The following is a 13,470-nucleotide window of genomic DNA, read 5'->3' as shown; positions in this document are numbered from 1 at the left end:
CCGTGCACATCGGACTAATCGGCCTTGGAAAAATGGGCTTCAACATGCGTGAACGGCTGCGCAACGGCGGGATCGAGGTCACCGGGTTTGACCGCAACCCCGACGTTGCCGACGTCGCCACCCTGGACGAACTCATCTCCGCCGTCCCGGCGCCGCGCCTGATCTGGGTCATGGTCCCCTCGGGCGAGATTACCGACGCCGTGATCACCGAACTGGGCACCAAGCTCGACGCCGGTGACCTCGTGATCGACGGCGGCAACTCCCGCTTCACGGAAGACCAGAAGCACGGTGCCGCGCTGGCCGAAAAGGGAATCCGCTTTGCGGACTGCGGCGTGTCCGGCGGGGTCTGGGGCCTCCAGAACGGTTACGGCCTGATGGCGGGCGGCGATGCCGCGGACATCGAACGGGCACTCCCCGTCTTCGATGCGCTCCGTCCCGCAGGTGAGCGGGCCGACAGCTTTGTGCACGTCGGCGGCGTCGGCGCCGGCCACTACGCCAAAATGGTCCACAACGGAATCGAATATGGCCTGATGCAGGCTTACGCCGAGGGGTACGAGCTCCTGGCCGCCAAGGAGATCGTCGCCGATCTTCCCGGGACATTCCGGGCCTGGCAGAAGGGGACGGTTGTCCGCTCCTGGCTCCTGGACCTCATGGTCAAGGCCCTTGACGAGGATCCCGGACTGGAATCGATCTCCGACTACGTCGAGGATTCGGGCGAAGGCCGCTGGACCGTCGAGGAGGCCATTGCCAACGCGGTGCCGGCCCCGGCGATCACGGCTGCGCTGTTCGCCAGGTTCTCCTCCCGCGAGGACAATTCGCCGGCCATGAAGATGGTGTCCGCGCTGCGCCACCAGTTCGGCGGCCACGCGACGCGGCCGGCCAAATAATCCTGCCCGGCCACTTGATCCTGCCTGTGAAGTCCTGAATCCCGCGTGTACCTAGAAAAGCTCTCGCTCACCGATTTCCGCAGCTACGCCCAGGTCGATCTCAGCCTTGAGCCCGGAGTCACCGTGCTGGTGGGTTCCAACGGCATCGGCAAGACCAATCTGATGGAAGCGATCGGGTATCTGGCCACGCTCAACTCGCACCGGGTCAGCACGGACGCGCCGCTGTTGCGGTTCGGTGCCGAGCGGGCCATGATCCGGGCCAAGCTGGTCCGTGGCGAGCAGTCCACCGTGCTGGAGCTGGAAATCAACGCGGGCCGGGCCAACCGCGGCCGAATCAACCGGAGCAATCCGGTCCGTGCCAGGGACCTGCTCGGGATCTGCCAGACGGTGCTCTTCGCGCCGGAGGACCTGGCGCTGGTCAAGGGCGATCCGTCCAGCCGCCGCCGGTTTCTGGACGAGCTCCTGGTCAGCCTCATGCCGCGCCACGCCGCGACCAGGAGCGACTATGACCGGGTCCTGAAGCAGCGCAACGCGCTGCTCAAGTCGGCCCGCGCCGGAAAATTCAGCACCGGCCACGAGGCAACGCTCGATGTCTGGGACCAGCACATGGCCCGGGCCGGGGCTGAGCTGCTGCACGCGCGCCTGGAGCTGGTGGACCGGCTGCAACCGCACCTGAAAAACGCCTACGCGCAGCTGACCGACGGCTCCAAGGAGGCCTCTGCGGTGTACCGTTCCTCGCTGCAGGACAGCCTGGACGACGACGGCGCCACCTCAGGACCAGCGGATTCCAGGCCTGCGGACGGAACCGCAGCCGATGAGGCCGCGCCGGCGGAAGACCTGCGCCTGCTCTCCGTCGAGCAGCTCACCGACCGCTACATCCAGGCCTTCGCCGCAGCCCGGCGCAAGGAACTGGAACGGGGAATTTCGCTGGTCGGGCCACACCGCGACGAACTTGAGCTCGTGCTTGGATCGGCGCCGGCCAAGGGCTACGCCTCCCACGGGGAAACCTGGTCCATGTGCCTGTCCCTGCGCCTGGCCTCCTACTACGTCATGCTCGACGATGCCCGCACGGGCGGCTCGCCCCCGATCCTGATTCTGGACGATGTCTTTGCCGAACTCGACGTCCAGCGGCGGCGTAAACTGGCGGCAATAGTATCCGGCGCCGAGCAAGTGCTGGTCACTGCCGCCGTCGAGGACGATATCCCGGCAGAGCTGACCGGACGGCGGGTGAAGGTCATCCCGGGAGGAATCGATGAGCAGGAAAATCGATGAATAAGGATACCGACGGCGGCCTGCAGCCCGGCCGTGACCCCGACGATATCGATGCCGCGCAGGCCGCATTGAACCGGATGCGCGACGCCGCCGCGGCCCGGGGCGAAATCCGCCGAAAGGCGCCGCCGCGGCCCGGCAGTACCCAAAAGCCTGCCCGCAGCGCTGGAACCCGCGGGTTCTCCCAATTCCACGGTACCGGCAGGGATCCGTTGGGCCTCGGAAAAGTCGTGGGACGCCTCGTGGCCGAACGCGGCTGGAGCTCGCCGGTGGCCGTCGGGTCCGTCATGGCGCAGTGGGCCGTGCTGGTGGGCCCGGAGATCTCGGCGCACTGCACTCCCGAGAGTTTTACCGACACCACCTTGCATGTGCGGACCGATTCCACGGCTTGGGCAACCCAGCTGCGGCTGCTCAGCAGCAGCCTGCTGGAAAAATTTCGGACCGAGCTTGGCGATGGCGTCGTCACCAGCATCCAGGTGCTCGGACCCGCCGCCCCGAGCTGGCGCAAGGGCCTCCGGACGGTCAACGGCCGGGGTCCCCGCGACACGTACGGATAGCCCCGGCCCAATGGCGGGCACCGGATCTGAAGCACTTCTTGCAAAAACCCTTGAAAAATCCGCAAGCGGCGTGTAGGGCGCTTGAACCTCCCGGAGTCGTATAGGAACCCTAGGGCTGGACCCCGAAAGCCTTGCAGGGGGAGCCAGCGCCCTCCCAGCGGCACTTTCCCGCCCGTTTGGCGCCCTGGAATGCAAGTTTGGCCCCTATAACACGATAGAATCGGTGTAGATAACTGGGCGCCGGTGAAGCGTTGACTGAGTCCGTTTCCGACGCAATTTCAGCGTGCGGCGGACGGGATCCCCAAGTCAGCGGAAACACCCGGCGTCGTCAGTGACGTGCCTGTTGGCAGGAGCCTTTTCCACGGAAGGGGCAACCGCCGGCCTTCAACGAACATAGAGGAGTCGAAAGCGCCTGTGGCTAACGACAATGCAGAGATCCCGGCAGTGGAAGACGTAGCGGAAGCGGTGGAACAAGAGGCTGCGGTGGCGGCGCCGTCGGGGACCGCGACATCGCGCGAATACGGCGCCAGCGACATCACCGTACTTGAAGGCCTGGAAGCTGTCCGGAAACGTCCCGGCATGTACATCGGCTCCACCGGCCCCCGCGGCCTGCACCACCTGGTCTATGAAGTGGTGGACAACTCGGTGGACGAGGCCCTGGCCGGCTACTGCACGCACATCGAAATCGTGCTGCAGGCCGACGGCGGGGTCAAGGTGGTCGACAACGGCCGCGGCATCCCCGTGGACATGCACCCCACCGAGCACAAGCCCACCGTGGAAGTCGTCATGACGATCCTGCACGCCGGCGGCAAGTTCGGCGGCGGCGGATATGCTGTCTCCGGCGGCCTGCACGGCGTCGGCATTTCGGTGGTCAACGCACTCTCCAGCCGGGTCGACACCGAGGTCCGCCGCCAGGGACACGTCTGGCGGATGTCTTTCGCTGACGGCGGCAAGCCGCAAGGCGGCCTGGTCGAGGGCGAGGAAACCACCGAGACCGGCACCACCCAGACGTTCTACCCCGATGCCAGCATCTTCGAGAGCACCGACTTCGACTTCGAGACACTGCGGGCCCGCTTCCAGCAGATGGCATTCCTCAACAAGGGCCTGCGCATCACGTTGACGGACGAGCGCCGCGCTCCGGAGGAGTCGTCCGAGGACGACGACCTGGACCTGGACACCGTCCCCACCGAAGGTGAGATCGCCGCGGAATTCCACACCGTGGTCTACCAGTACGACGACGGCCTGCTGGACTACGTCAAGCACCTGAACTCCGGCAAGAAGGTTGATGTGGTCCACGAGGACGTCATCGCCTTCGAAACCGAGGACACGGAACGGCACATTGCCCTGGAAATGGCGATGCAGTGGACCAACGCGTACTCCGAAAGCGTCCACACCTACGCCAACACGATCAACACGCACGAGGGCGGCACCCACGAAGAGGGTTTCCGCGCCGCGATGACTTCACTCATCAACCGCTATGCGCGGGAGAAGAACATCATCAAGGAAAAGGAAGACAACCTCACCGGGGACGACATCCGCGAGGGCCTGACGGCAGTCATTTCCGTGAAGCTCTCCGAACCGCAGTTCGAGGGCCAGACCAAGACCAAGCTCGGCAACTCCGAGGTCAAGGGCTTTGTCCAGCGCGTTGTCACCGACGGCCTGGGCGACTGGCTCGAGCGCAACCCCGGCCCCGCCCGGGACGTCATCCGCAAGGCCATCTCCGCAGCCCAGGCGCGCATGGCCGCCCGGAAGGCCCGGGACAACGCCCGCCGCAAGAGCCCGCTGGAATCCTTCGGCATGCCCGGCAAGCTGTCCGACTGCTCCTCGAAGAACCCGGAGAGGTGCGAGGTCTACATCGTGGAGGGTGACTCGGCCGGCGGCTCCGCCAAGCGCGGCCGCAACCCGGAGACCCAGGCCATCCTGCCGCTGCGCGGCAAGATCCTGAACGTCGAGCGTGCCCGGCTGGACAAGGCGCTCGGCAATGCGGAGGTCCAGTCCATGATCACGGCATTCGGCACCGGCATTGGCGAGGACTTCGACATCGCCAAGCTGCGCTACCACAAGATCGTGCTCATGGCCGATGCCGACGTCGACGGCCAGCACATCACGACGCTGCTGATGACGCTGCTGTTCCGCTACATGCGCCCGCTGATCGAAAACGGCTACGTCTACCTCGCGCAGCCGCCGCTGTACCGGATCAAGTGGTCCAATGCCCCGCACGACTACGTCTACAGCGACCGTGAACGCGACGCGAAGCTGCTCTCGGGCCAGGCCGCCGGCCGCCGCATCCCCAAGGACAACGGCATTCAGCGCTACAAGGGCCTCGGTGAAATGGACTACACGGAACTGTGGGACACCACCATGGACCCGGACCACCGGACCCTGCTGCAGGTGACGATGGACGATGCCCTGGCGGCGGACCAGATCTTCTCGGTCCTGATGGGCGAGGACGTTGAATCGCGCCGAAACTTCATTCAGCAGAACGCCAAGGACGTTCGGTTCCTGGACATCTAGAGGGCAGTCAAGCCCCGAATATGCCCGGACTGATATATACCTGAAACGGAAAATATAGACTATGAGTGACGAAACACCAGAGGTGCCGGCCGGCTCCGAGCCCGTCCTTGAAGGCGCCATCCTCGATGGCGACGTACTGACCGACCGCGTCGAGCAGGTGGACCTGCAGACCGAAATGCAGCGCTCCTACCTCGACTACGCCATGGCTGTGATCGTGGGCCGTGCCCTGCCGGATGTCCGCGACGGCCTCAAGCCCGTCCACCGCCGCGTGCTCTATGCGATGTTCGACGGCGGCTACCGCCCGGAACGCTCCTTCAACAAGTGTGCCCGCGTGGTGGGCGAGGTCATGGGCCAGTACCACCCGCACGGCGACACCGCGATCTACGACGCCCTGGTCCGCCTGATCCAGGACTGGACCATGCGCTACCCGCTGGCACTGGGCCAGGGCAACTTCGGCTCGCCCGGCAACGACGGCGCGGCCGCCCCGCGGTACACCGAAACCAAGATGGCGCCGCTGGCCATGGAGATGGTCCGGGACATCGACGAGGAAACCGTCGACTTCCAGGACAACTACGACGGCAAGAACCAGGAGCCGACCATCCTGCCGGCCCGGTTCCCGAACCTGCTGGTGAACGGTTCCTCGGGCATCGCCGTCGGCATGGCCACCAACATCCCGCCGCACAACCTCCGTGAGGTCGCCGACGGTGTGCAGTGGTACTTGGCCAACCCGACCGCCAGCCGCGAAGAGCTGCTCGAAGAGCTGATCCAGCGCGTCAAGGGACCGGACTTCCCGACCGGCGCCACGATCCTGGGCCACAAGGGCATCGAGGACGCCTACCGCACGGGCCGCGGCTCCATCACGATGCGCGCCGTGGTCAACGTCGAGGAACTCCAGGGCCGCACGTGCCTGGTGGTCACCGAGCTGCCGTACCAGGCCAACCCGGACAACCTGGCCATCAAGATCGCCGAACTCGTCAAGGACGGCAAGATCTCCGGCATCGCCGACCTCCGCGACGAGACCTCGGGCCGCACCGGCCAGCGACTGGTGATCGTGCTCAAGCGCGACGCCGTGGCCAAGGTGGTGCTGAACAACCTCTACAAGCACACCCAGCTGCAGGACAACTTCGCCGCCAACATGCTCGCGATCGTCGACGGCGTGCCGCGCACGCTCAGCCTCGATGCCTTCATCCGGCACTGGGTCACGCACCAGATGGACGTCATTGCCCGCCGCACCCGGTACCGGTTGCGGAAGGCGGAGGAGGAAGCGCACATCCTGCGGGCCCTTCTCAAGGCGCTGGATGCGCTCGATGAGGTCATTGCCCTGATCCGTGCGTCCACCACCACCGAAGCGGCCCGCGACGGGCTGATGGAGCTGCTGGACATCGACGAGGTGCAGGCCCGGGCCATCCTGGACATGCAGCTGCGCCGGCTCGCCGCCTTGGAGCGCCAGAAGATCCAGGACAAGCACGCCGAACTTGAGGCCCTGATCGTCGAATACAACTCGATCCTGGCCTCGGAGGAGCGCCAGCGCGAGATCATCAGCACCGAACTCTCGGAGATCGTGGCCAAGCACGGCGATGACCGCCGCACCAAGGTCCTGCTGGGCTACGACGGCGACATGTCCATCGAGGATCTGATCCCCGAGGAGGAAATGGTCGTCACCATTACCCGCGGCGGCTACGTCAAGCGCACCCGCAGCGACAACTACCGCTCGCAGCAGCGCGGCGGCAAGGGCATCAAGGGCGCGCAGCTGCGCGGCGACGACGTCGTCGAACACTTCTTCGTCACCACCACCCACCACTGGCTGCTCTTCTTCACCAACCTGGGCCGGGTCTACCGCGCCAAGGCGTACGAGCTCGTGGAAGCCGGCCGCGACGCCAAGGGCCAGCACGTGGCAAACCTGATGGCGTTCCAGCCGGACGAGCACATCGCCCAGGTGCTGGACCTGCGCGACTACCAGCACGCCCCGTACCTGGTGCTCGCCACCAAACGCGGCCTCGTCAAAAAGACCCGTCTGGAGGACTACGACACCAACCGGTCCGCCGGCGTCATCGCCATCAACCTGCGCGACGGCGATGAGCTTGTCTCGGCCCAGCTGGTGTCCGAGACCGATGACCTCATGCTGGTCTCCCGCAAGGGCCAGTCCGTCCGCTTCACCGCGACGGACGATGCGCTGCGCCCGATGGGCCGTGCCACCTCGGGCGTGACCGGCATGAAGTTCCGCGAGGACGACGAACTGCTGGCGGCCGACGTCGTGCAGGACGGTTCGTTTGTCTTCATTGTCACCGAAGGCGGCTTCGCCAAGCGGACCGCTGTGGAGGAATACCGCCTCCAGGGCCGCGGCGGCCTTGGCATCAAGGTGGGCAAGTACCAGGAAGAACGCGGCCACCTCGTCGGGGCCCTCATTGTCAACGAGGAAGACGAAGTCCTGGTGGTCATGGAAGGCGGCAAGGTGGTCCGCTCGTCGGTCAGCGGCGTGCCGGCCAAGGGCCGCGACACCATGGGCGTGATCTTTGCCAAGCCGGACAAGAACGACCGCATCATCGCCGTCGCGCGCAACAGCGAACGCGGGCTCGAAGTCGAGGAACCGGCCGAAGGTCAAGATGCCGGTGAAGACACCGGCGAAAATACCGCAGACGTGACCGAAAATCGGGCATCCACGCCCGATGACGTAACGTTGGCTGAAGATGGCGGACTGCATGAGGAGTCCGCAGCGGCAGAATCAGTACCGGCCCCGGAGTCAGATGAGTCATCAGGCAATGCCGAGCTGGACGAAGACAATACCGGAGGTAACGAGTGAGTAATTCCGACTCATATCCCAAGCCGAGCAGCGGCGTGCCGAGCGGAGTGCGGCAGCCCGCCGCCGCACCGCGCGTAGGCGCCCCCTCGCGTCCGCAGCAGCGCCCCGGCGTGTCCGGCGCAGCCACGGGAACGGGCCAGCGGCCCGCCGCACCCGGCCAGCGCCCCACGGTCCCCGGCCAGCGCCCAGCCGTCCCGGGGCAGCGCCCCGCCCAGTCCGGCGGGCAAGGCACTGCCGGGCTGATCAAGCCCGCTCCCAAGGCCAAGGTGCGCCGTGCCCGGCTGCTGGTCAGCAAGGTGGACCCCTGGTCCGTGCTGAAAATGGCCTTCCTGCTCTCCGTAGCGCTGGGAATCGTCACCGTCGTGGCGGCGATCGTGCTCTGGACCGTCCTGGACCTGACCGGGATCTTTGACCAGGTGGACAGCCTGCTCGGGACCCTCGCGGGCTCTGAAGGCGGCGGCTTCGAATTGAAGAAGGTGGCATCCCTGGGCCAGGTGGCTTCATTCGCCACCATCATCGCCGTGATCAATGTGGTGCTGCTGACGGCGTTGTCGATGCTTTCGGCGGTGCTCTACAACATTGCCGCGACGCTCGTCGGCGGCATCGGCGTGACCCTCACGGACGACTAATTCCCGTACTTTTCCGCGGATTCCCGCGGAAAAAGGCCTCGATTTGAGATCGGGCCGGGATGTGCTGTACAGTCATATCTCGGCCCGATGAGGCATCGGGGCGTATAGCTCAGGCGGTTAGAGCGCTTCGCTGATAACGAAGAGGTCCCAGGTTCAAGTCCTGGTACGCCCACGGAACCTGTACTGGTTCTGGCAGAGGTTAGTGAAGGTTCGTCCATGACAGAACCGGAACGGGGTGCATGTGAAGAAGTTGCTGGTTATCGCAGCCACGGTCGCAGGCGTCCTCCTCTACAGGAAAGTGCAGGAATCCGAAGCCCGGAAAGTGGTCTGGAGCAATTCAACCGATACGGTTGACTAGCCCGGAATCTGGGGATGGAAGCTGGAAACCGGCTCTCCGGACCTAGGGTATGATTGTCTGGTTGCTTCTTATGGGGGCATGGCGCAATTGGTAGCGCACCTGCTTTGCAAGCAGGGGGTTCGGGGTTCGAGTCCCCGTGCCTCCACCATAGGAAAAGCCCCGGACAGCGGAAACGCTGTCCGGGGCTTTTTTCATGCCTTCCCCACTCACTCCTTCGGCTTGGCGTAGTCCGCCATCCCTTGCCAGTCGATATACACGTAGGGCTCGTCGCCGAGGACCCAGGCGTCGTGGCCCGGCGGAATCACACCGAAGTCGCCGGGCCCGAATTCGAGTTCTTCGCCGTCGTCCATGACGACTTTGATGCGGCCGGAAATCGTGTAGCCGGTATGGCTGGCCATGCAGCTGTCAGTTTTGGCGATCGGCTTGACGTGGTCTGACCATTTCCAGCCCGGAAGGAAGGTGGCCCGTCCAACCGGGCCGGCCTCGAGGTTGACGAGATCCACCTGACCCATGCCCTCGGCAACGGGGCGCGTCTCTTCGGGATCGTCCAGGCTCTTGCGGATCATTGACGCCATGATGGTCTCCTTCTTCGATGATGGCGAGACCGGAACGTGAGACCGCGCCTTAAGATTGGCACCGCGGTATGCACCCGTCAAGGAGCAGCGGCCGTAAGGGCCCCTGCTGTCCGTCCCATTAGTGTTGGAGCGTGAACTTCTTACTTGCGGCCGTAGGCGTGCTGGGTGTGGCCTCGTCGGGGCCCCTCATTGCCGCCACGCTGGGCGCCACGTCGGTCAGTGCCCTCGCCATCGCTTTCTGGCGCAACGCCATTGGAGCAGTCGTGATGGCCGGTCCGGTTGTGGTCCGCAACCCCCGTCAGTTCGGAAAGGTGACCGGAGCCGAGTTCCGCTGGTCGCTCGCCGCGGCGGTGGCCCTGGCCCTGCACTTCGCGTGCTTCATTACCTCCCTGCAGCTGACGTCGGTCGCGGCGGCGACGGCGCTGGTGTGCCTTCAGTCAGGCTGGATCGCGATCTTCCAACTCTTCCGGGGAGTCCGGTTCCGCTGGCCGGTCCTGGTAGGGCTGGGGCTCGCCTTCGGCGGTGTCGTGACAATCACCGGTTTTGATATGGGTTCCTCGCCCGAGGCGCTTGTGGGCGATCTCCTGGCCGTCGCCGGCGGCGCCCTGGCGGGCATCTACACGCTCGCCGGAGGCAAGGCGCGGCAGAGCATGGGCACCGGCGTCTATACGACCCTGTGCTACGGCATGTGCGCCGCGATTGTGGCGGGGATGGCGCTGTTGGCTGGACAGCCGCTGGCAGGGTTCGAAGCCACCGGCTGGCTGGGGATCCTCGCCATTACCGTGTGCGCACAGCTGGTGGGGCACACCGCGTTCAACTATCTGCTGGCGACCATGAGCCCGCTGCTGGTGTCCATGATCATCCTGCTGGAAATCCCCGGAGCGGCGCTCCTGGCCGCAGCCTTCCTGGACGAGACGCTGCCGGCCGGAACCTACGCGGGGCTGGCGATGATCCTGGTGGGGCTCGCCGTCGTGGTCCTGGGGCAGCGAGGCTCACGCTCCGCCCGGAGAACGGGCGAGGGAGCCGGTGAAGAGCGGCTGGCGGAGCTCGGCACCGACTAGGCCGCTCCCGGCGGCCGCATCTCCCGGTGGCCGCGTGGCCGCCGTCATTGGCCGCTATTGGCCGCCGCGGCGGGCCGGCTGGGGAACGTTGACCGTGTGGATGGCACGGAGCAGTTTCGCCGGGAAGTAGACCGAGAAGAAGACCACCATGGGCGCCTTCAGTGCCATCTTCTTGACGTTGTGGGCCTTGTAGGTGCGGTCAAAGCGCGTCACGTAGTAGCGGTAATCCCGCGGCGAGTCCTCCAGCCGCCGGGCCGACATGCCCGAGATCATCTGCGGCCAGTACTGGATCCGGAGCTCGTGGTCGGCCAGGTGCAGCGACAGATCGATGTCCTCGTGCATCTCGTCCCGCTCGTCGCGGCAGGCTTCTGTGCGGATGGTCTCCCAGGCCGAGCGGCGCATTGCCATGTTGGAACCGAAGAGGAAGTGATACTGGTGCTTGGCAAGCCTGAGCATCAGTTGGCGCATTTTGTCGTCGGCCTTGAGCCCGAACCGGCGCATGGGCATGTCGTAATAGACCACCGGACCGGTCGCAGCGTGCACAGACTCGTCGGCGAAGGCCTTCTGCACCTGCTCCACCCAGTCCGGTTCCAGCACGGAATCGGCGTCGATCCGGCCGAGGATATCGCCCGTGGCATGGTCCAAACCGAAATTGCGTGTGGGGATGAGCCCCTGGTCGCGGTCCTGGCTGAGCAGGATGATCGGGCTCTCCGGATACTCCAGCTGCATCTGCCGCACGATTTCCGCCGTGCGGTCCTTGGACAGGTTGTCCACCACAATGATTTCGTGGGCGGGCACCGACTGGTAAACCGCGGCGATCAGACACTGCCGGATGACGCTTTCCTCGTTGTACGCCGGGATGACGATAGACACAGCCGGCGGCGGAGCAAGGAGCAAGGCATCCTGGGGTGATCTATGGGGTGACATCACCACAAATTTAGCATCTAGCCTGGCGTTTCAAGCCGGACCGTGACGTGCCTGCGGAGGCCGCGTCAAACAAAAGGAGGGATCCCGCACCGTGGCGGAATCCCTCCTTGGGAGAGTGCAGGTCACCTGCCGGCAGCGGGACTGCCCGGCGCAGGGTCTCGACTCAGCCGGCCTGTGCCGGCCAGGTTCTACTTGCCGGGCTTGTCTGCGCCGTTGTTCAGGCTGGCCGCGATGTTGCGTACGGCCGTTTTGGCGTCGGTGGCAACCTTGTCGGCGGCCTCAGCGGCGTTGCCGGCGGCGTCCTTGGCCGTTTCCGCGGCTTTGTCCGCCGCGGTGGCTGCGGAATCGGAAGCCTCCTTGGATGCCTCAGCCGCGGAGTCCGCTGCCGCTACAGTCGCGGAACCGGCCTTGTCGGCGGCGTCCTTCAGCGATTCGCCGGCCGGGGCGGCCGTGGGGGCGGGCTTTACCGGCGTCGGTACCTTCCAGGGGTCCTCCACCGGCCTGGACGCCCGCCAGGCGGCGACACCGGCTGCAACGGCGGCAGCGATGATGCCGAAGATCAGCAGGCCGCGGTGCTTGGGCTTCTGCTGCTTGGCGAGCTTGGAATTAGCCGTCTTGGTGACCTCATTGGCGGCCGCCTTGATGTTCTTGCTGGCGTTCTTGCCTGCCTTCTTGGCGTGTCCCTTGACGGCCTGGGCCTGCGTCTGGACGCCGGTGACAACACCGGAATCAACAAGCTTCTGTGCGACGGCGTCCACGTGGGCGGGGGCGTTTTCCAACGTGCGGTGGACGGCCACGGAAGCCTGCCCGATCTGGTCGGAAAGCCTGGGCAGGTACTCGACAACAACCCGGTCGCGTGCATTGGCGATGACCGGGGCTGCCTTGTCCACAGCTTCGTGCAGGCGCGGGGTAGCGCTGTCCGCGGCATCGTGGATCCTCGGCGCCAGCTGAGCCAGGCCATCCTGAAGGCGGGGAGTGACAGTGGCAACGCCGCCGGCCAGATTGTGGGCCGCCGACTTGAGGCCCTCCTGGATCTTGGGAGAGGCGGTGTCCAGTCCGTGCTGCAGGCGGGGAACAGCCCAGTTCACGGCAGCCTCAACCCGCGGGGCCGCCCAATCCTTGGCGCTGTCTACTCCGGTGCTGACTGACTGCTCCAAGTCACGGGCAATACGATCCGTTTTCTTCACAACTACCTCCCGATTAATGTGACGGTTCTGCTGTTAGCCTACGTGTCTAGGAACGCACCGGCTATTCTTCAGGCCGATTTCCAGTGGATTTCACCCAGCGCGGAACTGACTGTGCGGCCCTATGCGGGCGTAGCCGTCATGGAAGAATGGGCCCTATGACTGCCAACGCAACCGCAAAAGCCACTATCCACACGAGCCTCGGCGACATCGTCGTCAACCTCTTTGGCAACCACGCGCCGAAGACCGTCGACAACTTCGTCGGGCTGGCCACCGGGGAGAAGGCCTGGACCCACCCGGAAACGGGCGAGGACAAGACCGGCACGCCGCTCTACAACGGCACCATCTTCCACCGCATCATCAAGGACTTCATGATCCAGGCCGGCGATCCGCTGGGCCGCGGCACCGGTGGACCGGGCTACAAGTTCGACGATGAGATCCACCCGGAACTGACTTTCAACGAGCCGTACAAGCTGGCCATGGCCAACGCCGGCGTCCAGATGGGCCGCGGCACCAACGGCTCGCAGTTCTTCATCACCACCATCCCCACCGGCTGGCTGCAGGGCAAGCACAGCATCTTCGGTGAGGTCGCCGATGACGAATCCAAGAAGGTCGTCGACGCGATCGAAGGCGTCCGCACAGGCATGGGCGACCGCCCCGTCGAGGATGTCACCATTAACAGCATTGACATCGAAAAGCTCTAACCCAC

Annotated in this window: 12 protein-coding genes and 2 tRNA genes; 11 read left to right on the top strand and 3 right to left on the bottom strand. The window is 65.3% G+C overall.

All coding sequences use genetic code 11. The features are described 5' to 3' along the window. Positions 1–2 precede the first annotated feature (2 nt). The 9 genes from gnd (at position 3) to AC1DKN_RS01810 (ending at position 9,162) form a co-directional block, all read left to right on the top strand. Positions 3–887: a phosphogluconate dehydrogenase (NAD(+)-dependent, decarboxylating) gene (gene gnd, locus AC1DKN_RS01850; RefSeq protein WP_476870346.1), complete on the top strand. Its 885-nt coding sequence runs from the start codon at positions 3–5 to the stop codon at positions 885–887. 45 nt (positions 888–932) lie between these two features. After that, positions 933–2,159: a DNA replication/repair protein RecF gene (gene recF, locus AC1DKN_RS01845; RefSeq protein ID WP_476870306.1), complete on the top strand. Its 1,227-nt coding sequence runs from the start codon at positions 933–935 to the stop codon at positions 2,157–2,159. Then, the gene (locus AC1DKN_RS01840) at positions 2,156–2,713 is read left to right on the top strand and encodes a DciA family protein (protein WP_223914868.1); all 558 of its coding nucleotides are present in this window, start codon (positions 2,156–2,158) and stop codon (positions 2,711–2,713) included. The genes recF and AC1DKN_RS01840 overlap by 4 nt, the downstream gene beginning before the upstream one ends. A gap of 414 nt (positions 2,714–3,127) precedes the next feature. Next, positions 3,128–5,227, top strand: coding sequence for a DNA topoisomerase (ATP-hydrolyzing) subunit B (gene gyrB / locus AC1DKN_RS01835; protein ID WP_374706707.1), 2,100 nt, complete (start codon positions 3,128–3,130; stop codon positions 5,225–5,227). A gap of 61 nt (positions 5,228–5,288) precedes the next feature. Continuing rightward, complete coding sequence (gene gyrA / locus AC1DKN_RS01830) at positions 5,289–8,027, top strand: DNA gyrase subunit A (RefSeq protein WP_476850707.1); 2,739 nt, start codon at positions 5,289–5,291, stop codon at positions 8,025–8,027. Then, the gene (locus tag AC1DKN_RS01825) at positions 8,024–8,656 is read left to right on the top strand and encodes a DUF3566 domain-containing protein (protein WP_243178157.1); all 633 of its coding nucleotides are present in this window, start codon (positions 8,024–8,026) and stop codon (positions 8,654–8,656) included. Before gyrA ends, AC1DKN_RS01825 begins: the two co-directional genes overlap by 4 nt. 98 nt (positions 8,657–8,754) lie before the next feature. Then, positions 8,755–8,828 (top strand) — tRNA-Ile (locus tag AC1DKN_RS01820). A gap of 63 nt (positions 8,829–8,891) precedes the next feature. Then, the gene (locus AC1DKN_RS01815) at positions 8,892–9,014 is read left to right on the top strand and encodes a DLW-39 family protein (protein WP_308288829.1); all 123 of its coding nucleotides are present in this window, start codon (positions 8,892–8,894) and stop codon (positions 9,012–9,014) included. A 72-nt stretch (positions 9,015–9,086) separates the two neighbouring features. Next, positions 9,087–9,162, top strand: a tRNA-Ala gene (locus AC1DKN_RS01810). A gap of 58 nt (positions 9,163–9,220) precedes the next feature. Here the strand turns inward: AC1DKN_RS01810 and AC1DKN_RS01805 are convergent. After that, positions 9,221–9,589: a cupin domain-containing protein gene (locus tag AC1DKN_RS01805; protein WP_230006371.1), complete on the bottom strand. Its 369-nt coding sequence runs from the start codon at positions 9,587–9,589 to the stop codon at positions 9,221–9,223. Positions 9,590–9,720: 131 nt separating this feature from the next. On the opposite strand from AC1DKN_RS01805, the gene AC1DKN_RS01800 reads away from it, so the two are divergent. Further along, entirely contained in the window at positions 9,721–10,650 is a 930-nt protein-coding gene (locus AC1DKN_RS01800) for a DMT family transporter (protein WP_476850708.1), read from the top strand. A gap of 54 nt (positions 10,651–10,704) precedes the next feature. On the opposite strand, the gene AC1DKN_RS01795 is transcribed toward AC1DKN_RS01800, so the two are convergent. Together AC1DKN_RS01795 and AC1DKN_RS01790 are read right to left on the bottom strand one after the other, a co-directional pair. Then, entirely contained in the window at positions 10,705–11,577 is an 873-nt protein-coding gene (locus AC1DKN_RS01795) for a glycosyltransferase family 2 protein (RefSeq protein WP_223914864.1), read from the bottom strand. A gap of 188 nt (positions 11,578–11,765) precedes the next feature. Then, a complete protein-coding gene (locus AC1DKN_RS01790) occupies positions 11,766–12,764 on the bottom strand; it encodes a hypothetical protein (protein WP_476870305.1) in 999 nt (332 codons plus the stop codon). 155 nt (positions 12,765–12,919) lie between these two features. On the opposite strand from AC1DKN_RS01790, the gene AC1DKN_RS01785 reads away from it, so the two are divergent. Next, positions 12,920–13,465: a peptidylprolyl isomerase gene (locus AC1DKN_RS01785; RefSeq protein ID WP_026538031.1), complete on the top strand. Its 546-nt coding sequence runs from the start codon at positions 12,920–12,922 to the stop codon at positions 13,463–13,465. The last annotated feature ends 5 nt before the right edge of the window (positions 13,466–13,470 follow it).

It is taken from the genome of Arthrobacter sp. 01N444 (assembly GCF_056399305.1).
Note: the sequence above shows the minus strand (reverse complement) of the source record. Positions and strands in the feature narration are given on the sequence as shown.

What these genes read in the sequence shown, in the direction of transcription:
- AC1DKN_RS01795 (WP_223914864.1), bottom strand. Translation starts at nt 11,577, where the DNA reads ATGTCACCCCATAGATCACCCCAGGATGCCTTGCTCCTTGCTCCGCCG.
- AC1DKN_RS01785 (WP_026538031.1), top strand. Translation starts at nt 12,920, where the DNA reads ATGACTGCCAACGCAACCGCAAAAGCCACTATCCACACGAGCCTCGGC.
- gyrA (WP_476850707.1), top strand. Translation starts at nt 5,289, where the DNA reads ATGAGTGACGAAACACCAGAGGTGCCGGCCGGCTCCGAGCCCGTCCTT.
- AC1DKN_RS01805 (WP_230006371.1), bottom strand. Translation starts at nt 9,589, where the DNA reads ATGGCGTCAATGATCCGCAAGAGCCTGGACGATCCCGAAGAGACGCGC.
- AC1DKN_RS01840 (WP_223914868.1), top strand. Translation starts at nt 2,156, where the DNA reads ATGAATAAGGATACCGACGGCGGCCTGCAGCCCGGCCGTGACCCCGAC.